Annotated in this window: 21 protein-coding genes; 9 read left to right on the plus strand and 12 right to left on the minus strand. The window is 71.9% G+C overall.

The window, feature by feature from the left end:
• Window positions 1–28 precede the first annotated feature (28 nt).
• Both ACZ6SA_RS04410 and ACZ6SA_RS04415 read left to right on the plus strand, forming a co-directional pair.
• A complete protein-coding gene (locus ACZ6SA_RS04410) occupies window positions 29–763 on the plus strand; it encodes a dienelactone hydrolase family protein (protein ID WP_465826594.1) in 735 nt (244 codons plus the stop codon).
• 137 nt (window positions 764–900) lie between these two features.
• Window positions 901–1,989, plus strand: coding sequence for an alcohol dehydrogenase catalytic domain-containing protein (locus ACZ6SA_RS04415; protein WP_347641449.1), 1,089 nt, complete (start codon window positions 901–903; stop codon window positions 1,987–1,989).
• A 33-nt stretch (window positions 1,990–2,022) separates the two neighbouring features.
• Here the strand turns inward: ACZ6SA_RS04415 and ACZ6SA_RS04420 are convergent, their stop codons facing one another.
• On the minus strand, window positions 2,023–2,328 hold the full coding sequence (locus ACZ6SA_RS04420; protein WP_347641448.1) for a hypothetical protein: 306 nt from the start codon (window positions 2,326–2,328) through the stop codon (window positions 2,023–2,025).
• Window positions 2,329–2,760: 432 nt separating this feature from the next.
• On the opposite strand from ACZ6SA_RS04420, the gene ACZ6SA_RS04425 reads away from it, so the two are divergent.
• Both ACZ6SA_RS04425 and ACZ6SA_RS04430 read left to right on the plus strand, forming a co-directional pair.
• Window positions 2,761–3,255: a cupin domain-containing protein gene (locus ACZ6SA_RS04425; RefSeq protein ID WP_347641447.1), complete on the plus strand. Its 495-nt coding sequence runs from the start codon at window positions 2,761–2,763 to the stop codon at window positions 3,253–3,255.
• Window positions 3,256–3,355: 100 nt separating this feature from the next.
• Complete coding sequence (locus ACZ6SA_RS04430; RefSeq protein WP_347641446.1) at window positions 3,356–3,664, plus strand: hypothetical protein; 309 nt, start codon at window positions 3,356–3,358, stop codon at window positions 3,662–3,664.
• 10 nt (window positions 3,665–3,674) lie between these two features.
• On the opposite strand, the gene ACZ6SA_RS04435 is transcribed toward ACZ6SA_RS04430, so the two are convergent.
• Window positions 3,675–5,891: an MMPL family transporter gene (locus ACZ6SA_RS04435; RefSeq protein WP_465826596.1), complete on the minus strand. Its 2,217-nt coding sequence runs from the start codon at window positions 5,889–5,891 to the stop codon at window positions 3,675–3,677.
• Between the two features lie 99 nt (window positions 5,892–5,990).
• Between ACZ6SA_RS04435 and ACZ6SA_RS04440 the strand changes: the two genes are divergently transcribed.
• Window positions 5,991–6,542, plus strand: coding sequence for a TetR/AcrR family transcriptional regulator (locus tag ACZ6SA_RS04440; RefSeq protein ID WP_347641444.1), 552 nt, complete (start codon window positions 5,991–5,993; stop codon window positions 6,540–6,542).
• Here ACZ6SA_RS04440 and ACZ6SA_RS04445 read toward each other — a convergent pair.
• Complete coding sequence (locus tag ACZ6SA_RS04445; protein WP_347641443.1) at window positions 6,539–7,636, minus strand: ROK family transcriptional regulator; 1,098 nt, start codon at window positions 7,634–7,636, stop codon at window positions 6,539–6,541. The genes ACZ6SA_RS04440 and ACZ6SA_RS04445 overlap by 4 nt on opposite strands.
• 99 nt (window positions 7,637–7,735) lie before the next feature.
• Here ACZ6SA_RS04445 and ACZ6SA_RS04450 point away from each other — a divergent pair, with 99 nt between their 5' ends.
• Genes ACZ6SA_RS04450 through ACZ6SA_RS04465 form a run of 4 tightly spaced genes read left to right on the plus strand, consistent with a single transcriptional unit; the run spans window position 7,736 to window position 11,928 of the window.
• Window positions 7,736–8,965, plus strand: a complete 1,230-nt coding sequence (locus tag ACZ6SA_RS04450) for a Gfo/Idh/MocA family protein (RefSeq protein WP_465826598.1) — start codon at window positions 7,736–7,738, stop codon at window positions 8,963–8,965.
• Window positions 8,962–10,212 carry an ABC transporter substrate-binding protein gene (locus tag ACZ6SA_RS04455; protein ID WP_465826599.1) on the plus strand — a complete coding sequence of 417 codons (1,251 nt, stop codon included), beginning with the start codon at window positions 8,962–8,964 and terminating at the stop codon, window positions 10,210–10,212. Before ACZ6SA_RS04450 ends, ACZ6SA_RS04455 begins: the two co-directional genes overlap by 4 nt.
• Window positions 10,209–11,132 (plus strand): carbohydrate ABC transporter permease, encoded by a 924-nt coding sequence (locus tag ACZ6SA_RS04460; protein WP_465826601.1) that lies wholly within the window; start codon window positions 10,209–10,211, stop codon window positions 11,130–11,132. Before ACZ6SA_RS04455 ends, ACZ6SA_RS04460 begins: the two co-directional genes overlap by 4 nt.
• Window positions 11,122–11,928, plus strand: coding sequence for a carbohydrate ABC transporter permease (locus ACZ6SA_RS04465; protein WP_465826602.1), 807 nt, complete (start codon window positions 11,122–11,124; stop codon window positions 11,926–11,928). The genes ACZ6SA_RS04460 and ACZ6SA_RS04465 overlap by 11 nt, the downstream gene beginning before the upstream one ends.
• Here ACZ6SA_RS04465 and lepB read toward each other — a convergent pair.
• The 9 genes from lepB to ACZ6SA_RS04510 all read right to left on the minus strand — a co-directional run bounded on the left by lepB (window position 11,921) and on the right by ACZ6SA_RS04510 (window position 20,159).
• Window positions 11,921–12,277 (minus strand): signal peptidase I, encoded by a 357-nt coding sequence (gene lepB / locus ACZ6SA_RS04470; RefSeq protein ID WP_347641438.1) that lies wholly within the window; start codon window positions 12,275–12,277, stop codon window positions 11,921–11,923. The two genes, ACZ6SA_RS04465 and lepB, sit on opposite strands and share 8 nt — an antisense overlap.
• A complete protein-coding gene (locus tag ACZ6SA_RS04475) occupies window positions 12,274–14,076 on the minus strand; it encodes an ABC transporter ATP-binding protein (protein WP_347641437.1) in 1,803 nt (600 codons plus the stop codon). Before ACZ6SA_RS04475 ends, lepB begins: the two co-directional genes overlap by 4 nt.
• A complete protein-coding gene (locus tag ACZ6SA_RS04480) occupies window positions 14,073–14,612 on the minus strand; it encodes a TlpA family protein disulfide reductase (protein WP_465826604.1) in 540 nt (179 codons plus the stop codon). The genes ACZ6SA_RS04475 and ACZ6SA_RS04480 overlap by 4 nt, the downstream gene beginning before the upstream one ends.
• A complete protein-coding gene (locus ACZ6SA_RS04485; protein WP_347641435.1) occupies window positions 14,609–15,124 on the minus strand; it encodes a MauE/DoxX family redox-associated membrane protein in 516 nt (171 codons plus the stop codon). The genes ACZ6SA_RS04480 and ACZ6SA_RS04485 overlap by 4 nt, the downstream gene beginning before the upstream one ends.
• Window positions 15,125–15,192: 68 nt before the next feature.
• Window positions 15,193–15,354: a hypothetical protein gene (locus tag ACZ6SA_RS04490; RefSeq protein WP_347641434.1), complete on the minus strand. Its 162-nt coding sequence runs from the start codon at window positions 15,352–15,354 to the stop codon at window positions 15,193–15,195.
• Window positions 15,355–15,493: 139 nt separating this feature from the next.
• Entirely contained in the window at window positions 15,494–15,667 is a 174-nt protein-coding gene (locus tag ACZ6SA_RS04495; RefSeq protein WP_347641433.1) for a DUF6203 family protein, read from the minus strand.
• Between the two features lie 61 nt (window positions 15,668–15,728).
• The gene (locus ACZ6SA_RS04500; RefSeq protein WP_465826606.1) at window positions 15,729–17,765 is read right to left on the minus strand and encodes a PASTA domain-containing protein; all 2,037 of its coding nucleotides are present in this window, start codon (window positions 17,763–17,765) and stop codon (window positions 15,729–15,731) included.
• A 99-nt stretch (window positions 17,766–17,864) separates the two neighbouring features.
• Window positions 17,865–19,328: a serine/threonine-protein kinase gene (locus ACZ6SA_RS04505; protein WP_347641431.1), complete on the minus strand. Its 1,464-nt coding sequence runs from the start codon at window positions 19,326–19,328 to the stop codon at window positions 17,865–17,867.
• 21 nt (window positions 19,329–19,349) lie between these two features.
• The gene (locus ACZ6SA_RS04510; RefSeq protein ID WP_465826607.1) at window positions 19,350–20,159 is read right to left on the minus strand and encodes a TIGR03619 family F420-dependent LLM class oxidoreductase; all 810 of its coding nucleotides are present in this window, start codon (window positions 20,157–20,159) and stop codon (window positions 19,350–19,352) included.
• Between the last annotated feature and the right edge of the window lie 29 nt (window positions 20,160–20,188).

Genomic DNA, 20,188 nt, shown 5'->3' on the forward strand with positions numbered 1-20,188 from the left:
CGCGAACGCCCCGGGCATGCTGTCCGGCATGTGCCATTCCACCGACAGCAGACCGCCCGCCCCGCCCGTCCAGGGGGAGGTGGCCGCACACGAGCTGATCGCGCTGACCGCCGCCGACGGCAACCGTTTCCTCGCCTACCGGGCCGAGCCCGCCGAGCCCAACGGCCGCAGCGTGGTGATCCTGCCCGACGTACGCGGCCTGCACCCCTTCTACCGCGACCTCGCCGTGCGCTTCGCCGAGGCGGGATTCTCCACGATCGCGATCGACTACTTCGGCCGTACGGCGGGCCGCGGCGATCGCGGCGACGACTTCGACTTCATGCCGCACGTCAACCAACTCACCCCCGGGGGGATCAGAGCCGACGCGAGGGCGGCGGCCGAGGCGCTGTCGGGCGGAGGGCCGGTGTTCACGGTGGGCTTCTGCATGGGCGGCTCCCAGTCGTGGCGGCTGGCCGCCGAGGGCAACGGCCTGTCCGGCGGCATCGGCTTCTACGGCGCGCTGCGCTTCATCGAGCCGCCGCGGTCAGGCCCGGGAGCGCCGCTCCTCCTGCTCAGAGGCGGGGCCGACGCGGTTTCGACGCCGGAGGAGTTCGAGGCGTACGAAGCCGCTCTCGACCAGGTGGGCACGGAGCACGAGACGCACGTCTACGACGGCGCGCCGCACTCGTTCTTCGACCGCGCCTACGGCGAGTGGGCCGAGGCGTGCCAGGACGCCTGGAGGCGCATCCTGTCCTTCACCGAACGCCACGCTCAGCCCAGATAGGCGGCCCTGACGACCGGGTCCTGCCTGATCTCGGCGGGCGTGCCGTTGTGGCGAGCGTGAACTCGCCTGGGAGGATGTCAACGGGTCCCCGAGCAACTGCTTGCTCACGGTCTCGGCGCCGGGTTACCGTTTGGCCCATGCTGATGCGCGCGGCGGTCCTGACCAGGTTCCACGCCCCCATGGAGATCCGCGAGGTCGAGATCGCCGACCCCGGCCCCGGCGAGGCACGCGTGCGCGTCATGGCGTCCGGCGTGTGCGGCTCCGACCTCAAGGCCATCGACGGCAAGAGCCCCGTGGCGAGCCGGCCACCGTTCATCCTCGGACACGAAAGCGCCGGAGTGGTGGAGAGCGTCGGCACGGGCGTGACCACCGTCAAGCCCGGCGACCACGTCATCATCGCCATGAACGGCCCCTGCGGCCGGTGCCGCCCGTGCGGCGCGGGCCGGTTCCACCTGTGCTCCGGCCCGGCCAGGCTCCCCACTGTCATGGGCGGCCCGCCGCGCGTCACTCTCGACGGGCAGGAGACCCGCCGCTTCATCGGCATCGGCTCGTTCGCCGAGTACACCGTCGTCTCCGAGGCGATGTGCGTACGGATCACCGCCGACGCGTCCTTCGCCGCCATGTGCCTGCTGGCCTGCGGCGTCGTCACCGGCGTCGGCGCCGTCACGAACGTCGCCAAGGTGCCCCCCGGCGCCACCGTCCTCGTCGTGGGCTGCGGCGGCGTCGGACTCAACGTCATCCAGGGGGCGGTGCTCGCGGGCGCCACCACGATCGTCGCCGCCGACACGGCCGAACCGAAACTCAAGCTGGCCGAACGCTTCGGCGCCACCCACACCCTCCTCGCCGCGGACCTGCCCCGGCAAGTGGGCGAACTCGTGAAGGGTGGCGTCGACTACGCCTTCGACGCCACCGGCGCGCCCGGGGTGCTCTCCCGTGCGTTCGCCGCCACCCGTGCCGGCGGGACGGCGGTCATGGTCGGCAGCCCGCCCCAGGGCCACCACGCCGAGGTGGACACCGGCCTGCTGTTCGCCTCCCGCCGCCTCATGGGCACCCAGGGCGGAGACTCCGCACCGCACCGCGACCTGCCCATGCTGGCGGCGCAGTACCTCCGGGGCCGCCTCGACCTCGACGGCCTCATCACGGAACGCCTGCCCCTCGACCAGATCAACGAAGCCGTGAACCACGTCCGCCAGGGCACCGTCGCCCGCACGGTCATCACCTTCTGACGGCCGCCCGGCCGCGGTGCCCCGCGGGTCGTCTCAGTCCTCGTCGGAGAAGGCGCGGTAGTCGCGCAGCTCACGGCGCGCCTGGTGCCGGCTGCGACGGCGCTCCTCGCGACGGAAGTAGTACCACTCCCGGTTCCCACCCTTGGTTTCGCGGACGAGCACGTGGTAGCCGGGGGCGCCCCAGTAACAGCCGCCCCGGCGCCAGTTCGCGCTGTCGGCGGTGATCTCGTCCGGCAGCGTGCACGGCCCGAAACGATGATCATGCACGGGCACGCCGGTCATCGGCGGCGCGTCGGCCATCCGCACCCACCAGGGCCGGGTCTTGTCGGTCTTGCTCATACGGTCACCTTTCGGCTCCGTGACGCCCCGGGTTGGGGCCGTCGCTAGACCGGGTGCACCGTGATCACCTCCGACTTCGCATACAACAAAAGGGACCGAAGCGACAACGCCGCCCAGAGACCCTGATCCACACTACCCACGGACCGCGGCGGGTGGCGGGTTTCGGTCAGGCCATTCGGGGTGAGTCCGGCGCGACAACGCTTGCCCCGCACGTTTACTCGGATGCCCACGAGAAGGCACCCAACCCTTCGTCCCAGCTGGGCACATTGCAATTGATCACGCTGATACGCGAGGCTGCAGCAGCGCGAGTATCCGCTTCCCGCGCTGCTCCGGCGCCTGCCTGGCCTGCGCTTGGCGGTGGCACCCGAGGAGGTGCCGATGCGTTCGGACATGAGCATCCATAGACTTCTCGTGAAGATCAGAGGAGGCGGAATGTCCTATCCCGAGCCCCGATACTTCGGCGAGGCCGGCGAGCACAGCGGCACTTTCCAGCTGGCCGGCCGGGAGCCCGACCTGTCCATGGGGGTGGGGGGCACGCAGGTGCACTACCTCGCGACGGGCGGCTCCACGAACGGAGCGTACGGCCTCTACCGGTGGGAGATGGGCCCGCGCCCGAGCGGCCCCGATCCGCACTTCCACCGGACCATGACCGAGTCGTTCTACGTGTTGTCGGGCACGATCCGCCTCTACAACGGCGAGGAGTGGGCCGACGGCAAGCCGGGTGACTTCCTGTTCCTGCCCGAGGGCGGGGTGCACGCTTTCAAGAACGAGTCGGGCGAACCGGCCTCGATGTTGATCCTGTTCACGCCGGGCGCCCCCCGCGAGGCGTACTTCGAGGAGCTCGCCGACATCGCCACCACCGGCCGGCAGCTGAGCCCGGAGGAGTGGACGGAGCTGTACCTGCGCCACGACCAGTACATGGTCTGACTTCGACGCCCCGGTCGAGGTGCGGCAAAACCGCTGGAACGATGGGTGACCGATCTCTTACCGTGTGTTACTGACACCACGGGGAGGAGAGACGGTGCACATGAAGAACGTCACCATGGCCGGGGCGCTCACCGGGCTGGTCATGACCGGGATGCAGGCCCAGTCCGCCGTGGCGGGAGACGTCCACGACTTCGGCGCCCTGGGCGTGGTCATCTGGAGCGAACCCAGGGCCGGTTCCGGCCGTGCCGGGATCGGCTACGCCGGCCAGGGGTTCGAGTCGGACCGGTCGGCCGAGTACGGCCTCTACCGCTGCGACTTCTTCGAGAGCACCCTGTGGCACCACGGCCGCAACATGGCGACCGGCGTCGTCGGCTGGGTTCCCGCCTGCAACCTGACCGACTCCGACTGACCAGGAGTCTTCACACGCCGGCCTTGACGGGCTCGCGGCGCGGCGCGGCCGGGGCCTCGTCCTCCTCGTGGCCCTCGACCGACAGATTGGGCAGGATGCGGTCGAGCCAGCGCGGGCACCACCAGTTGAGCCGCCCCAGCAGCACCATGGTGGCGGGCACGAGGAAGCCCCTGATGATCGTGGCGTCCACCGCGATGGCCACCGCCAGCCCGACTCCGAACGTCTTGACCATCGGATCCGGGTACGCGATGAACGCCACGAACACCGCCACCATGATGAGGGCGGCCGACGTGATGACGCGGCCCGTCGACCCGAGTCCCTGCGCCACCGACCGCGCGTTGCCCCGGTGCCGGTGGTACGCCTGCCGCACCGCCGTCAGCAGGAACACCTCGTAGTCCATCGACAGCCCGAACAGCACCGCGAACAGCATCAGCGGCACGTAGCTCTCGATCGGCACCGAGAAGAAGATGGTCTGCACGTACGACGAACTGGCCGGCGGGTCCATGCCCACCAGCCCGCTGCCAACCCCGATGGAGAACACCAGCGCCAGCGCCCCGAACGCGGCCCCGAGCGAGACGAGGTTCATCACCGCGGCCTTGATCGCGACGATGGGCGCGCGGAAGGCGAGCAGCAGGAGCAGCGCGCTCAGCAGCACGACCACGCCGATGACCAGCGGGGTGCGCTCGGCCATGCGGTCTCCCGCGTCGGTGAGCCCCGCGACCTTCCCGCCGACATGCACCTGCACGCCCGGCAGCGCGAGTTCCCTGATGTCCCTGACCACGTCGGCGGCCCGGGGGTCGCTCGGGGCGTAGTCGGTGACGACCTGGAGCAGGACCGACCGGCCCGAGGTGTTGACCTTGGGCTCGGCCACGTGTGCGGTGCCTTCGACGTCGTCGATCGCGCGGGTGAGGTGGTCGACGATCGGGTCGCCCGGGTCGGCGACCTTCGAGGGCAGCTTGGCGACCACGATCAGCGGCCCGTTGGCGCCGGGCCCGAAGCCGGTGGCCGTCAGCTCGTACGCCCGCCGCGACTCGGAGCCCTGGGTGCCGTATCCCTCGTCGAGGGGCCCAAGCTTCAGTGCCAGCGCGGGCGCGGCCAGCGCTCCCAGCACGAGGGCGCTGGCGAACAACACCCGCCACGGGCGGCGGGCGACCCACGAGCCGAGCCGTGCCCATCCGGCGCCGGACCCGCCGGCGCCCTTCAGGAACGGCACCTTGAGCGCGTTGACGCGGTGGCCGAGCAGCCCGAGCAGTGCGGGGACGAGCGTGACGGAGGTCAGCACGGCGGCGACGACGGAGATGCCGGTGACCCAGCCGAGCGTGGCCAGCAGCGGGAAGCCGGCCAGCATCAGCGCGCTCAACGCGATGATCACGGTGCCGCCGGCGAAGACGACGGCTCCTCCCGAGCTCGACACGGTGCGGCGTACGGACTCCACGACCGGCACCCCGTCGGCCAGCAGCCGGCGGTGGCGGGACAGCAGGAACAGCGCGTAGTCGATGCCCACGCCGAGCCCGATCATCGTGGCCATGATGCCGGCCTGCTTGGGCATGTCGACCACCCACCCGAGCAGGCCGATCACGCCGAGCCCCGAGGCCACGCTGACCAGCGCGGCGAAGATCGGGATGAGCGCGGCCACCAGCGTCCCGAACGCGAACACCAGCACGAGCAGCGCGCAGAGCACGCCGATGATCTCGCTGGGCCCGGTCTTGATCTCCTTGTCGGCGGGCGTGGAGCTGTCCGCGGGCACCACCTCGAGCCCGGCGGCCCGCGCCGGGTCCGCGGCCCTGGACAGGCTCTGGGTGAGTGCGGCGATCTTGTCGCTGTCGTGGCCCTCCATGCGGATGCCGATGAGCCCGATCTGCAGGTTGGAGGCGATGCCGCCCACGCGGTACGGCGAGTCCACCCGCACGACGTGCGGCATGGTCCGCAGCCGGTCGACGGCCCGCTCCACGGCGCGCTTGGGCGCGTCCTCGGTGAGGGGGCCGTCGGCGGAGTAGACGACGAGCTGCACCGTGCCGCCCGCGGCGTAGCCTGGCCCGAAGCCGGTCTTCATCAGGTCGTGCGCGCGTTGCGCGTCGGTCCCGGGGATGCTCGCGTCGTTGCTGGTGGGGGCGGCGAACACGAGGCTGCCGCCCATCAGCGCGGCCGCCGCGACCACCCAGAGAACCAGCACGATCCGCCCGTGGCGCGCGCACCAGCCGCCCAGCCGTCCCAGCAACCGCGTCATCGCAAAGCCCCCACTCGACGGCCGTCCTGTACGGTCGTACAGGACATACGATAAAACGGGAAATATTGGGAAGGCTGTCTCCTCGAGAGAATTGAGACGATGACCACAGCCGACGACACCCGCACCCGGATCCTGGCCGCCGCCCGCGAGCTGTTCGCCGAGCGCGGCTACGCGGCCACGTCGCTGGCCGACATCGCCGCCGCCGTCGGGCTGACCAAGACCGCCGTCGCCTACCACTTCCACCCCAAGGACCGCCTGGCGGCCGAACTGCTCTCGCCGGCGGCCGGCGACATGCTGGCGCTGCTCGACGCCGGCCACGGGAGCCGGGACGAGTTCGTCGAGGCCCTGGTCGGGTTCGCGGTGCGCTACCGCTCGGTGATCCGCCTGTTCATGGAGGACCTGGCCGGCGACGACTCCGTCTCCCCCGTCTCGCCCGGCTCGGAGCGCGCGGTGATCAGGACGTACAGGGACGAGATCTTCACCAAGCTCGTGGGCGAGGACCCCGGCCCGGAGACCCGGCTGAAAGGCTGGGCCCTGCTCGGCGCGTTGCAGTGGGGCACGGTCAAGACCATGGACCTGCCGGAGGAGCAGGTCAGAGCGGCCATGCTGGAGTCGGCCAGGGCGATCTGGCAAGACCCACCAGGCGGCTAGAGGCCGAGGATCTCGCGCTCGACGTGGGAGAGCGCGAGACGTACCGCGCCCAGCGCCACCCCTTCGTCCCCGAAGGTGGACGCCACCACCTCGGGCACGCTCACGCACAGCTCGGCCAGGTGCCGCCTGACCGGTTCGAGCAGCACGTCGCCGGCCCGCACGTAGCCGCCGCCCAGCACCAGCAGGTCGGGGTCGATGGCCAGCGCGAGCGCCGAGGCGCCGACGGCGAGGGTCTCGGCGTAACCGTCGACCCGCCGCCGGGCGTCGCGGTCGCCGCGCAGCGCCGCCTCGAACACCTCGGCCGCCGAGGCATCCTTGACCAGGTCGCGGGCGGCGTCCTCCCAGCCGACCTGGCGCAGCGTGCCGATCTCGCCCGCGGCCCCGCCGCGCCCAGGATGCAGCCGTCCGCCGATCAGGATGCCCGCGCCCACCCGTCGGCCCATCATGACGTACACGACGTCGGATGCGTGCTGGGCACTGCCGCGCCAGTGCTCGGCGAGCGCGGCGAGGTTGGCGTCGTTGGCCGCCAGCGCGGTGCAGCCGAACCAGTCTCCGGCCAGGCCCGCCAGGTCCACGCCCGTCCAGCCGGGCAGCGTGATCGACAACGACACGCGCCCGGTGCGGTCGACGATGCCCGAGGTGCCGGCCGCCACGGCCCACACGCGGGTGCGCGCCACGCCCGCGCCGTCCACGCAGGCCAGGCAGGTGCGGCGGGCGGCGGCCAGGCGTTCGTGGGCGGCGGCCTCGATGTCGACCTCGGCCCGCTCCCAGGCGATCACCTCGCCGCCGAGGTCGGCCAGCGCGGCCACGATGGTGTCGCCGCCGACCTCCACGCCCACCACGTAGCCGGCGTCCGCGCGGAACCCGAACCGCCGCGCGGGCCGCCCCATCGCGCCCTCGTCGGGCGGCACCTCCTTGACGTAGCCGCGCTCGCCCAGCTCGTCGAGGACCGCCTCGACCGTCTGCCTGGACAGCCCGGTGATGCGGCCGAGCTGTGTCAGCGTGGCCACGCCCTCGCGGCGCAGGGCCCTGAGCGTGGCCTGGGTGTTCACCTTGCGCAGCAGCGACGCGTCACCCGGCCGGAGCTCGGTCACTTATGAGACCTTTCTCCATAACTTCCCTATTGACGTCTACCAGCCCGGATCTTAGCATCAGCCGACATACGTGAATTGGTTACATAAGTGAGGAGCGCTATGATCACGCTCGCCATCGTCGGCGCGGGCTCGCGGGGCGCCTCCTACGCCGACCACGCCGTCGAGACCGGCCGGGCGCGCGTGGTCGCGGTGGCCGACCCGCTCGCCCGCCGCCGCGGCAAGTTCCCCGACGCGACCCCGTACGCCGGCTGGCGCGAGCTGGCCGCGCTGCCCCGCCAGGCGGACGCGGTCGTCATCGCCACCCAGGACCGCGAGCACGTCGAGCCGGCCGTGCGCTTCGCCGAGCTGGGCTACGACATCCTGCTGGAGAAGCCCATGGCGGCCTCGGAGGACGACTGCCACGCGATCGTGAACGCCGCCGAGCGCTCCGGCGCGATGTTCGCCGTCTGCCACGTGCTGCGCTACACGCCGTACACCAGGGTGCTGAAAGAGCTGCTCGACGCGGGACGCGTCGGCGAGATCGTCAACATCCAGCACCTGGAGCCGGTCGGCTGGTGGCACCAGGCGCACTCGTACGTGCGGGGCAACTGGCGGCGGGCCGACGAGTCCACGTTCATGCTGCTCGCCAAGTCGTGCCACGACCTCGACTGGCTGGTGCACCTGACGGGCCGGCAGGTCACCCGCGTGTCGTCGTTCGGCGGCCTCCAGCACTTCCGCCCCGAGAACCGGCCGGAGGGCGCCGCCGACCGCTGCCTCGACTGCCGGGTCGAGCCCGACTGCCCCTACTCCGCCCGGCGCATCTACCTGCCGCTGGCGGGCGGGGACGAGTGGCCGCTGTCCGTGCTCACCCACGACGTCTCCGAGCAGGGGGTGCTGGAGGCGCTCAGGACCGGCCCGTACGGCAGGTGCGTGTACGCCTGCGACAACGACGTGGTCGACCACCAGGTCGTGAACCTGGAGTTCGAGGGAGGCGCGACCGCGTCGTTCACGATGACGGCGTTCACCCCGGCGCTCCACCGGCAGACGCGCGTCTTCGGCACCCGCGGCTCCATCGAGGGCGACGGCGACCGCCTGACCGTGACCGACTTCGTCACCGGCCGCTCCGAGACCGTCGACACCCGCCCCACCGGCGACGCGACGGCGAGGGGCGGCCACGGCGGCGGCGACCAGGCGCTGGTCGAGGCGTTCCTGACCGCGGTGGCCACGAGAGAGCGCGCCCCGATCCTCTCCTCGCCCCGCGAGAGCCTGCACAGCCACCTCATCGCCTGGGCGGCCGAGCGGTCGCGGCTGCGCGGCGAGACCGTAACCCTGGAAGGAACCCCCCGATGAAGGCAATCCACATCGCCGCCGCGCTGGCGCTCGGCGCGGGACTGGCCGGCTGCGGCTCGACGACCCCCGCGAGCGCGCCGAACGCGCAGGAGAACGGCGGGCGCGGGCCGATCACGTTCCTCGGCGGCAAGTTCGAGGCCGAGTCGGTGCAGAAGATCGTCGACGCCTGGAACGCCGCGCACCCCGACGAGAAGGCGACCGTCGTGCTGCTCCCGGAGAGCGCCGACGAGCAGCGCCGCAAGCTCATCCAGAGCGCGCAGACCAAGTCGGACACCGGCGACGTCATCCTCATCGACGCGGTGTGGACCAGCGAGTTCGCCGCGAACCGGTGGGTGGACGAGCTGAAGCTGGACACGACCGGCCTCCTCCCCACCACCATCGAAACAGGGAAGTATCGAGACAAGCTCTATGCGATGCCGCTGTTCACCGGCACCGGCCTGCTCTACTACCGCACCGACCTGGTCAAGGAGCCGCCCAAGACCTGGGACGAGATGAAGAAGATCTGCGCGGACGTCCTGCCCGGGCAGAAGGGCATGAGCTGCTACGCCGGCCAGTTCGACAAGTACGAGGGCCTGACCGTGAACTTCGCCGAGGCCGTCGCCTCCGCCGGCGGCCGGCTGCTCGACGCCTCCGGCAAGCCCCAGGTCACCAGCGAGGCGGCGAAGCAGGCAGCACGGTTCCTCGCCGACGGATTCGACAGCGGCATGATCCCCAAAGAGGCGATCACGTACAAGGAGGAAGAGGGACGGGTCGCCTTCCAGGAGGGCAAGCTGCTCTTCTACCGCAACTGGGCCTACGGCTACGAGGCCGCGCAGAAGACCGACGGCTCCAGCGACGTCGTGGACAAGTTCGACGTGGCGCCCATCCCCGGGCTGACCGGCCCGGGCGCGGGCACGCTGGGCGGCAACAACCTGGCCGTCTCCGCCTTCTCCAAGCACAAGCAGAGCGCCAGGGACTTCGTCGCGTTCATGACCAGCGCCGCGCAGATCAAGGCGTTCGCGCGGACCAGCTCGATGCCGGTGGCGCGGACCGCGATCTACGAGGATCCCGAGCTGGTCAAGAAGTACCCGTACCTGCCGGCGCTCAAGGAGGGCATCCTCGCCGCCGTGCCGCGCCCCGCGGCCGTCAAGTACGGCGACGTGACCGCCGCCGTCCAGGAGTCCGCGTACGCCATCGTCACCGGCGCCAAGCCCGTCGACCAGGCACTGACCGAGCTGCAGTCGGCCCTCGGCCCGCTGCTCACGTGAGGGTGCGCCCGGCCGTCCCGCGCGGCCAGTCGTGGACGGCCGCGGCCATGCTGTCGCCCACCATGATCGTGCTGGCGCTCGTGGTCCTCTACCCGCTGCTCGCCGCCATGCGCGAGTCGTTCTACGAGAGCGGGCAGCGGCTCGACGCGGACGGGTTCGTGGTGGAGGGCGAGTGGTTCGCCGGGCTCGCCAACTACGCGGGCGTGGTGGAGCAGCGGTTCGTGAACGCCGCGTTCAACACCACCCTGTTCACCGTGGTGACGGTGGCGCTGGAGGTCGTGCTCGGGGTGGCCATGGCGCTGGTCATGCGGCGGGCCTTCAGGGGGCAGGCGTTCCTGCGGGCCAGCATCCTCATCCCATGGGCGGTCCCGACCGCGGTCGCGGGCCTGATGTGGAAGTGGATCTTCCAGGCGGACGGGGTGGCGAACGCCCTGCTCGGCACCGACATCCTCTGGACCGCGGACGGCCCCTGGGCCAAGCTCGCCGTGATCGTCGCCGACACCTGGAAGACCGCCCCCTTCGTCGGCCTGCTCGTGCTGGCCGGGCTGCAGATCATCCCGTCCAGCGTGTACGAGGCCGCCAAGGTCGACGGCGCCACCCCCTGGCAGACGTTCTGGCGGATCACGTTGCCCCTGGTCAGACCCGCCCTGCTGGTGGCCGTGCTGTTCCGGCTGATGGACGCGCTGCGCATCTTCGACCTGCCGTACGTGCTGGTCGGACCGCGCAAGCAGTCGGTGGAGACGTTGTCGGGGCTCATCTGGGACGAGGCGACACGGGTGCACTACGGGCCCGCGTCGGCGTACGGGACGGCGTTGTTCGCCTACATCGCGGTGATCGCGTTCGTGTTCGTCAGGCTGCTCGGAGCCGACCTGCTGAGCGACGTGCGCTCGCGCGGGAAGGAGGCCCGCCATGTGGCGTAGGGCCGCGATGACCGGCATCGCGCTGTACTGCCTGGTGCCGTTCTACTGGATGGTGGTGTCGAGTTTCCGCCGCACCGCCGACATCCACGACAAGTCGCCGCTGCCCGCCCCGTGGTCGCTGGAGAGCTACGACGCGGTCTTCGCCGAGGGCACGGGCTTCGGCCGGTCGCTGGTCAACAGCCTCGTCGTCGCGGGCACCACCACGGCGGTCACCCTCCTGGTCGGCACCATGGCCGCGTACGCGCTGGCCCGGCTGGCCTTCCGCGGCAAGAACGTCATCCTGGCCCTCGTGATCGCCGTGTCCATGTTCCCCGGCGCGCTGCTGATCGTGCCGCTGCTCAAGTTGTTCACGACGATCGGCTGGATCAACACCTACCAGGCGATGATCGTCCCGTCGATGTCCTTCGCCCTGCCGCTGACCATCTGGAACCTGACGACGTTCTTCCGGCAGCTGCCGTACGAGCTGGAGCAGGCCGCCATGATCGACGGCTGCACCGCCTTCGCCGCCTTCCGCCGCGTCATGCTCCCCCTGGCGGCGCCGGGGGTCTTCACCACGGCGATCCTGGCCTTCATCGCGACCTGGAACGAGTTCATCATCGCCGTCACCATGGTCAACGACCAGTCCCGCCAGACGGCCACGGTCCGGATCGCCCAGTTCACGGGCGCGGCCAAGTTCGACACCCCGTTCGGCACGCAGATGGCGGCAGGCGTGCTCGTGACGATCCCGCTGGTGCTGCTGGTGCTGTTCTTCCAGCGCCGCATCGTCGCGGGGCTGACGGCGGGGGCGCTCAAGTGAGCATGCCACCGCCCGGGAAGGGGACGGTGCCGATGATGTCGCGGCAGTCGACCAGCCCCAGCTGGCGGGAGTCCTGGGAGCGTGGGTTGTCCCCGGCCACCGCGACATGCCCGGCCGGCACGTGCGGCACATCCGGCATCGAGGGGGCAAGCCAGTCGGGCAGCGGGTCGCCGGCGATGGCGGCGACCCGCTTGATCCGGTGCGGCAGGCGCTCGTCCGCGACCCGGAAGACGATGATGTCGTTGCGCCGGGGGTCGCGGCGTAGCCGGCGTGCGAGCAGGTGCTGGCCGTCGTGCAGGGTCGGCGCCATGCTGGTGCCGCGCACGGTCACTCTGATCCAGCCGATCATGGCACCCTCGCGTCCTGGTAGCCGCCGGCCTGGAGGCGGAACAGCCGGGCGTACTCGCCGTCCGCGTCCATCAGCTGGTCGTGGCTGCCCTGCTCGGCGACCCGGCCGTCGACGAGGGTGACGATCAGGTCGGCGCCGCGTAGCGCTGACATGCGGTGGGAGATCAGCAGCCTGGTACGGCCCCGCGCGTGCCGGCGCACGGTGGTGTGCACACGGTGCTCGCCCTCGGCGTCCAGTCCCGAGGTGGGCTCGTCCAGCACGATCAGCTCGGCGTCGGTGCGCATCAGGCAGCGGGCCAGGGCCATCCGCTGCCACTGCCCGCCGGACAGCGTCACGCCGGCCCGCTCGCCGTCGTCGTCGGTGTGCGTCCGGGAAAGGACGGTGTCGTAGCCGCTGGGCAGGGCCGCCACGGTGTCGTCGGCGCCTGCCGCCCGCGCGGCCGCGGCGATCCGTGGCCGATCGCCGAGGTGCTGGACCTGCCCGATGCCGATGTTCTCTGCCGCGGTCAGGTCGTAGGTCATGAAATCCTGGAACACCACGCCGATCCGCGCGCGCAGTGCCGCGACGTCCAGCTCGCGGATGTCCACACCACCCCAGGTGATCGTGCCGCGCTGCGGGTCGTAGAACCGGCACAGCAGTTTCACCAGCGTGCTCTTGCCCGCCCCGTTGACGCCGACGAGTCCCACGGCGGCGCCGGCGGGAACGGTCAGGGTCACCCCGCGCAGCACCCACGGGCCTTCCTCGCCGTACCGGAACCAGACGTCGCGCACCTCGATGGTCGCCGACGGAGGTGGCGTGCCCGTGCCGTCCGGCAGGTCGTCACCGGTGTCGAGGACGTCGAGGTAGTGCACGAACAGCCGCGCCGCGCGGACGGCCTCGCCGAGTTGGAGCACCACGCCGGACAGCCCGGCCTGCACGCCGGCCACCGCACCGAGGAACAGCACCAGGTCGCCGACCGGCGAGCCACCGGTGGCGACGTTCGTGGCGACCACGACCGTGCCCATCCCTGTGACGGCGGCGCCGAGCAGCGCGAGCCCGCTCTGCGCCAGTGCGCCGCGGCGTGCCACGGACAGCCGTGCGTGCGTGACCGCCGCCAGCGAGTCGATCATCCTGGTGTGCAGCAGCGTGCCGATGCCGAACAACCTGATCTCCTTGGCGGCACGCACATCGGTGAGCAGCGCCCGGTAGAACAGGCGGCGCCGGTCCGTGGCCACCCACGCCTCCTCGACGGCCGCCTCGCGCCGCGCGGTCGCCAGCCTGGCGAGCACGGCGGTCAGCACGGACGCGAGCAGCAGCAGGGTCATCGGTGGCCACACAGCCAGCAGCACACCCGCGAAGCTGGTGAGCAGCACCACCGAGCGGACCAGCTCTTGCGCGAACTGCGAGACCGTGCCGGGCGCTTCCTGCGCGGCCTGCTCGGCGAGCCGCAACCGGTCGTGGAACGCGGGATCCTCGAGATGTCGCAGCCCTGGCAGGGCGGCGACCCGCTGGAACAGCCGGCTCTCCACGGTCAGCGTGACCCGGTGCTGGACCACCTCGCCGAGATACCCGGCGAGATACAGAAGAGCGATGGCCAGCCCTCCCGCGAGCGCCGAAGCGATGGCGAGGAACACCACCCGGCCCGCGTTCGCTGTGCCCGTGGTGAGCTCGTTGACCAGCAGCATCGTCAGCCATGCCCCGCTCGCGGGCGCGGCACCCGCGAGCACGGTCAGTCCCAGTGCGGTGGCGGCGGTCACCGGCGCGGACCGGAACGGCAACGCGAGCGCCACCACGCCGGCACGGGCGGCGGACCGGGTCATGCCACCTTCGCCGGAGCGCCAGTGGCCTGCGCGAAGTCGTCAAGCCGGGTGCCGGACGCGGTCACCACGCCGCTGTGCGTGTGCAGCAACGTCGGGAACGCGACGATCTCGAACGCGCTCAGCACGGGGTCGTCGACCCCGATGAGCGCGACCCGGCCCAGCGCACCGAGCTTGGCGGCCAACCGCTCCGTGGCCTCAGGAGCATCCGGATCACCCTGCACCATGGACACGAACCGCGCCTCCGGCGGAGCGGCGACCAGCGCGTCCGACAACATCCGGCACGGCCCGCAACCGACCTGGAAGAACCCGACCTGGACCGGGCCGTCCAGATCGGCCTCGGAGATCGGGACGCCGTCCACGCCGGTCACCGAGAACGGGCCGACGACCGTGCCGGGCCCCGGCACGCTCGTGTGGCGAGCCGGCCCGCCGCCGTGCTCCTGCAGTTCGCGGACCCTGGCCACCAGCCCGAAGGTGAACAGCAGGTGCACCGCGACCACGGCAGCGAGCAGCACGACAGCGGTGGCGAGCACGGTCAACGGTTTCTCCCTGCGGGAACGAGGAGGAACGCGACATCCTCCCAGCGGATCGTGAGCAGACCGGCGAACGCGCCGGCGACCACGGCGACCAGCGCGCCCGGAGCGGACGCGGGCACGCCGCCGGCGAACGCGCCTGCCACGGCGACGGCCACCAGCAGACCGTTACGGACCAGATGCCGCGGCCCGAGCAGGCCGCCACCCGCGCCGAAACACTGACAACGCACCGGCTGCCCGGCCAGGACCGCACGCGCGATCCCAGCGCAGAACATCACGAGAAGCACGGCCGCCATGGCGTAGCCGGCCGGCCGCATGCCGGGGACAGCCAGCAACACCACGGTGCCGGCCTCCCCCATCACCACCACGCCGGCGACCGGACCGGCGGGCAGCCACCGCGGCCCGACCGCCGCGACCAGGTCACGGAACCCGGCCAGCCCTCGCCTGGAACGCACCTTCCCCACGACCGCCGCAGAGAAGACAACGGCGAGTAACGCGCGGGCGAACAGGTCAAGCACCTCAGCCCCTCCGGGTGGACACGGCGGCGGGGCACGCGGCAGCGTCCCCCGCCGGGGTGATTACGCGTTCACTTGCAGGTGGACGACTTGCTGGTGCAGCTGCCCATGCAGTTGAAGCGGTAGCCCTTCTTGCAGCACTGGCCGTGTTCCGCCACACACGCGCCGGCTTCCACGCTCGGCAAGACCGCTCCGACGAGCCGCTCACCCGCCCGCCGCATGAGTCCCTTCATGACAACTCCTTCCGTGACCAACGACGCGGACGCCGACCAGAAGAAGTACGTGCCATGCCTCCCCTGGCGGTGCCGACAAGGCTGCCCCGGATCGCGTGCGATGTCCTTAGCAGGAAGTCCACATTTGTTCGCACCGGATCTACTGAAGTCGCGGAACCTGGCGATGAACCGCCTGCCCCCGCTCCGGCGGCCGGGCGCCCTCCTGCCGCTGCCTGCGGCGCCTGCTCAGGAACCAGCCCAGTCCCAGAACGGCGAGTGCGAGCGGCGTCCTGGTCAGCCACTTCGCGGCGAAGAACATGAACAACTTTTTCATGAGCTGCACCTGCCCCGGGAACGGCGCGGCACGCACAGGTCCGTGCGACGCGCCCGGGCGGTCACTCGCCGGGGACCTGGCCGCTCGGGGTCGGCGAAGGCTGCTCGTCGCCGGGGTCGGGAGGGCCTGACTGGCCGGCCACGCCGACGATGATCACGACCGTGGCTCCCGGCTTGGCGCAGGTGCCCGCCTGGACGCTCTGGCGCAGGATCGTGCCCGCCCGCGACTCGTCCTCCACCACCTGCCCGCGCTGGCGCACCCTGAAGCCGGCGGCCTCCAGGGCCGCCCGTCCGTCCGCCCTGGTCCGGCCGACGACGGGCGGCGCAGCCGTGCCGTGGCGGGACAGGGTGAGGTTCACCGAGGTGCCACCGGAGACGCGGCTGCCCGCTTCGGGGTCGCTGCCGAGCACCCGGCCGCCGGGCTGGGCGGAGCAGGTGTGGCTGATCGTGCCGACCTCGAGGCCCGCGCCGGTCAGGGCGTTCTCGGCGGCCCGGCGCGGCTCGCCCGTGACCGCGGGCACCGCCACCCCCTTCGACACCTGGAGCGCGACCTTGCTGCCCTTGGCCGCCTCCGCGCCGGAGGCGGGCTCGCTGCCGAGCACCTGGCCGATCTTCTCCGGCGAGTCGGCCTCGGTGACCGTGCCCAGTGCCAGCCCGGCCTTCTTGAGTGCCTTGGTCGCCGCGCCCTTGCTCATCCCGACCAGGGAAGGCACCGGCACGGTGACCGGGCGGGTCACCGGGGGTGGCTTCGCGGTGGGCTCGCGCTGCTCCTGCGTCTCCTTCCTGGTCCTGATCGGGGTGGACTCGCCGATCGGCGACTGCGTGATCACGGGCGGGTACGTGTCCGGCAGCCGCGGTCCCGCCTGCGCACCCCGCTGGTCGTCGAACGTGGGGATGAGCACCGTGAGCAGCACGGCTGCGGTCACCGTGAGCGCCGCGCAGACGGCGACGGCGGCCCTCGGCCAGCCCCGTCTCGGGGGCTGGGTCAGCTGCGTGCCAGGACCGGGCCCCGACGTCTCGGGCGGGCGCCCCACCCGCCCCCACCCGGTGGCCCCGGACCCGCCACCCGCCCCTGCGAGGAGATCCACCGAGGCGGGAGCTCCGGACGCGCCCTGCTCCCTGCCGGGCTCTCCACGAGCGGACCCGGATCCCGCGGGCTCCCGCGACTCGGGCAGCACGTAACCGCCGGACGCCCCCGTCTCCTCAGGCTCGGCCATCGGGGGTCGCGGCTCGGAGATCAGCGGCGGCACGGCCCGCAGGATGGGGCCGGGTGGCGAGCTCAGCACGCCGTCCGGCACGTCGCCCGCGTCACCCAGCAGCGCGAGCAGCAGGTCCCTGCTGCTCGGCCGGTTGCGGGCGTCCTTGTCCAGGCACGACTCCACCAGCGTGCGCAAGTGGCCGTCCAGCAGCCCGAGTTCGGGCGCCGCGGTCAGGATGCGGTGCAGCACCGGCGCGACGGAGTCCTGCCCGAACGGCGCGCTCGCGTTGGCCGCGAAGCACATCGTCGCGCCCCACGAGAACACGTCCGCCGCCCCGGTGACCGCCGACGCGGTGATCTGCTCGGGCGCCATGTACGCGGGTGTCCCCACGCCCCTGCCGCTCACCGTGGCCGCCGCGTCCAGCGCCTTGGCCAGGCCGAAGTCGATCACGCGCGGCCCGTCGGGGCCGAGCAGCACGTTCTGGGGCTTGAAGTCGCGGTGCACGATCCCGGCCCGGTGGATCGCCGCGAGCGCGGTCGCGGTGCCGACCGCGAGCCGCTCCAGTGCGCCGCCCCGCCGCGGCCCCGTGAGCGCGACCTCCCGCTGCAGCGAGGGCCCCTCGACATATTCGCTCACGATGTACGGCCGGCCCTCGTCGAACCCGGCGTCGACCACCTGCGCCGTGCAGAACCGCGCCACGTGCTTGGCCAGCTCGACTTCCCGCAGGAACGCCCCCCGCTCGTCGCCGACCGGCCCATGCAGCAGCTTGACCGCGTATCTTTCCCCGCCCCTCGTGCCGAGGAACACCGCACCCTGACCACCCTCGCCCAGGCGCCCGGAGAGCGTGTACTCCCCGAGCCGCTGCGGGTCCCCCGTCCTGAGCGGCTGTGCCGTTGGCACGGGCACCCTCCCCTCGCCGCCTGCTTCCTACTGAAGGCAACGGGCCGCCCGCAGTCAACCGTGCGCAGGCCAATCGCTGCCTGACCGTGATACAGCAGGTCAGGAGGTGCGGGCGACCTTGCCCGAATACGTAACCTCGTCCTCACCGTGGCGGGTGACCTTGATGGCCATCTGGTTAGTGTCGGCGGTCGGGAGCATCCGCAGTGTCCCCGAATAACACTCCTCGCCCTGAACCTGATCGAGGGTGAACACCAGCTGGGTGCCGGTCTGCCCGATCCGTCCGGAACAGTGCAGATCCGCTCCCCATCGCATGGCACCGCCGCCGGAGTGCATGTGCAGTTCGATGGGGAAGACGCGCTCGGCGGTGAAGTGCTCGGCCGAGCCGGTCCACGTGCCTTCGAGGCCGGGACCCTGGGCGCCGCGCAGCCAGAACACGAACCCGGCCACCCCCATGGCGAGCCCGGTCACCGCCACGACGGCCTGCCAGAGCCGCACCCGACTCCGCGCGGGCCGCGTCCCTGGGAGCGGCCCGTCACCGTCCGCGCCCTCGCCGGCCGTGCTTCCGCCGCTCTCCCGGCCCGCGCCTCCGGACGTGCTTCCGGTCCTTCCCGGCCCGGCCGCCCCGGAGGTGGGGGCCGTCTCGCGGACGCGTACGACGGGAAAGCTCGTCGTCGGGTCAGGGTCGGTGATCACGATCTCGTCCCGCTCGGCGACGGCGACGGCGGCCATGGCGCCGGACGTCAGCACGTCCTGCTCGCCGACCGCCTGCTGCCCCAGGAGCCGCAGCAGCACCTCCTCGGCGCTCGGCCGGTCCCCGGGCTCGGGGGCCAGGCACGCCTGCACGATCTCGCGCAGCGGCCCGCGCAGCGGTCCGAGGTCCGGCTTGCCGTACAGGATCCTGGCCAGCACCTCCCGGTGCGTCTCCGCCGTGAACGCGTGCCGGCCGCTGGCGGTGTACGCGACGGTCAGCCCCCACGCCCACAGGTCGGCGGGCGGCCCCGCGGGCTCTCCGTGGATGCGCTCGGGCGCCATGTAGGCCGGGGTGCCCACCGGGATGTGGCCGGTGGTCGCCTCGGTGTTCACGAGCCTGGACACGCCGAAGTCGATCACGCGCGGCCCGTCGAGCCCGAGCAGCACGTTGCCCGGCTTGAAGTCGCGGTGCACGACTCCGGCGCGGTGGATGGCGCCGAGGGCGGTGGCGGTGCCGATGGCCAGGCGGTCGAGCGAGCCGCCCTGGCGGGGCCCCTCCGCGACGATGTGCTCGCGCAGCGAGGGGCCTTCGACGTACTCGCTGACCAGGTAGGGCCGGTCGCCTTGGAGGTCGGCCTCGATCAGCTGGGCCGTGCAGAAGGCCGCCACCCGGCGCACGGCCTCGACCTCGCCGAGGAACCTGCGCCGCACGTCGGGGGCGCTCGACAGGCTGGCACGCAGGAGCTTGATCGCGACTTTGGCGCCTTGCGGGGATTCGCCGAGGTACACGACGCCCTGGCCGCCCTGGCCGAGCCTGCGTGCCAGCCGGTACGGCCCAAGTCGCCGCGGATCATCGGCACGAAGCTCGGACATATACCGCCATTATGCCCGTCATCAGTGAAGGGCCGCGTACTGATCAAGAAAGCGCAGCACCTCGTCCGCGGACCCGCTCGGCAGCGCGGCCACGGCTTCCTCGATGCCGAGACCGGCGAAGTAGTCGAGCTTCTCCTTCGTCGGCCGTGTCCCGAACGGTATCACTTCGGTCATCGGCCGCCCGGCCTTTTCGCACGCTTCGCGCAGCGCGGGCAGCGCCGCCTTGATCCCGTGGCCGCCGATCGGCATCCAGCCGTCGGCGTACTCGGCGACGTGCGCGAACACCTTCGGCCCGGCGGCGCCGCCCACGTACACGGGCGGGATCCGCACCGGCTTGGGCCAGGACCAGGACGGCTCGAACCCGTCGAACGCGGCCACCTCGTCGCGCCACAGGGCCCGCATCGCCAGCACGTTGCGCCTGGCGACCTCGCGGCGGCGGCCGTACGGGACTCCGTGGTTCTCGATCTCCTCGACGTTCCAGCCGAACCCGACGCCGACCACCACGCGCCCGCCGGAGAGGTGGTCGAGGGTGGCGACGGCCTTGGCGGTCACGATGGGGTCGCGCTGGGCGGCGAGCAGGATGCCGGTGCCCAGGCGCAGCCGCTCGGTCGCGGCGGCGGCGAAGGAGAGGGCGACGAGGGGGTCGAGGGTGCGCTTGTACTCCTCGGGCAGTTCCCGCTGCCCGCCCGCGGGAGGGGTGCGGCGCGAGACGGGGATGTGGGTGTGCTCGGGCAGGTGGAGCGAGGAGAAGCCGCGTTCCTCCGCCGCTCTGGCCAGGTCGGGGACCGGCATGGCCAGGTCCGTCGCGAACATCGTGACCCCGAGCCTCATGGGGACCTCCCGTCGTGACCAAGCGATTG

It is taken from the genome of Nonomuraea sp. NPDC049378 (assembly GCF_055586745.1).

What these genes read in the sequence shown, in the direction of transcription:
- ACZ6SA_RS04410 (WP_465826594.1), top strand. Translation starts at nt 29, where the DNA reads ATGTGCCATTCCACCGACAGCAGACCGCCCGCCCCGCCCGTCCAGGGG.
- ACZ6SA_RS04415 (WP_347641449.1), top strand. Translation starts at nt 901, where the DNA reads ATGCTGATGCGCGCGGCGGTCCTGACCAGGTTCCACGCCCCCATGGAG.
- ACZ6SA_RS04420 (WP_347641448.1), bottom strand. Translation starts at nt 2,328, where the DNA reads ATGAGCAAGACCGACAAGACCCGGCCCTGGTGGGTGCGGATGGCCGAC.
- ACZ6SA_RS04425 (WP_347641447.1), top strand. Translation starts at nt 2,761, where the DNA reads ATGTCCTATCCCGAGCCCCGATACTTCGGCGAGGCCGGCGAGCACAGC.
- ACZ6SA_RS04430 (WP_347641446.1), top strand. Translation starts at nt 3,356, where the DNA reads ATGAAGAACGTCACCATGGCCGGGGCGCTCACCGGGCTGGTCATGACC.
- ACZ6SA_RS04435 (WP_465826596.1), bottom strand. Translation starts at nt 5,891, where the DNA reads ATGACGCGGTTGCTGGGACGGCTGGGCGGCTGGTGCGCGCGCCACGGG.
- ACZ6SA_RS04440 (WP_347641444.1), top strand. Translation starts at nt 5,991, where the DNA reads ATGACCACAGCCGACGACACCCGCACCCGGATCCTGGCCGCCGCCCGC.
- ACZ6SA_RS04450 (WP_465826598.1), top strand. Translation starts at nt 7,736, where the DNA reads ATGATCACGCTCGCCATCGTCGGCGCGGGCTCGCGGGGCGCCTCCTAC.
- ACZ6SA_RS04455 (WP_465826599.1), top strand. Translation starts at nt 8,962, where the DNA reads ATGAAGGCAATCCACATCGCCGCCGCGCTGGCGCTCGGCGCGGGACTG.
- ACZ6SA_RS04465 (WP_465826602.1), top strand. Translation starts at nt 11,122, where the DNA reads ATGTGGCGTAGGGCCGCGATGACCGGCATCGCGCTGTACTGCCTGGTG.
- lepB (WP_347641438.1), bottom strand. Translation starts at nt 12,277, where the DNA reads ATGATCGGCTGGATCAGAGTGACCGTGCGCGGCACCAGCATGGCGCCG.
- ACZ6SA_RS04475 (WP_347641437.1), bottom strand. Translation starts at nt 14,076, where the DNA reads ATGACCCGGTCCGCCGCCCGTGCCGGCGTGGTGGCGCTCGCGTTGCCG.
- ACZ6SA_RS04490 (WP_347641434.1), bottom strand. Translation starts at nt 15,354, where the DNA reads ATGAAGGGACTCATGCGGCGGGCGGGTGAGCGGCTCGTCGGAGCGGTC.
- ACZ6SA_RS04495 (WP_347641433.1), bottom strand. Translation starts at nt 15,667, where the DNA reads ATGAAAAAGTTGTTCATGTTCTTCGCCGCGAAGTGGCTGACCAGGACG.
- ACZ6SA_RS04505 (WP_347641431.1), bottom strand. Translation starts at nt 19,328, where the DNA reads ATGTCCGAGCTTCGTGCCGATGATCCGCGGCGACTTGGGCCGTACCGG.
- ACZ6SA_RS04510 (WP_465826607.1), bottom strand. Translation starts at nt 20,159, where the DNA reads ATGAGGCTCGGGGTCACGATGTTCGCGACGGACCTGGCCATGCCGGTC.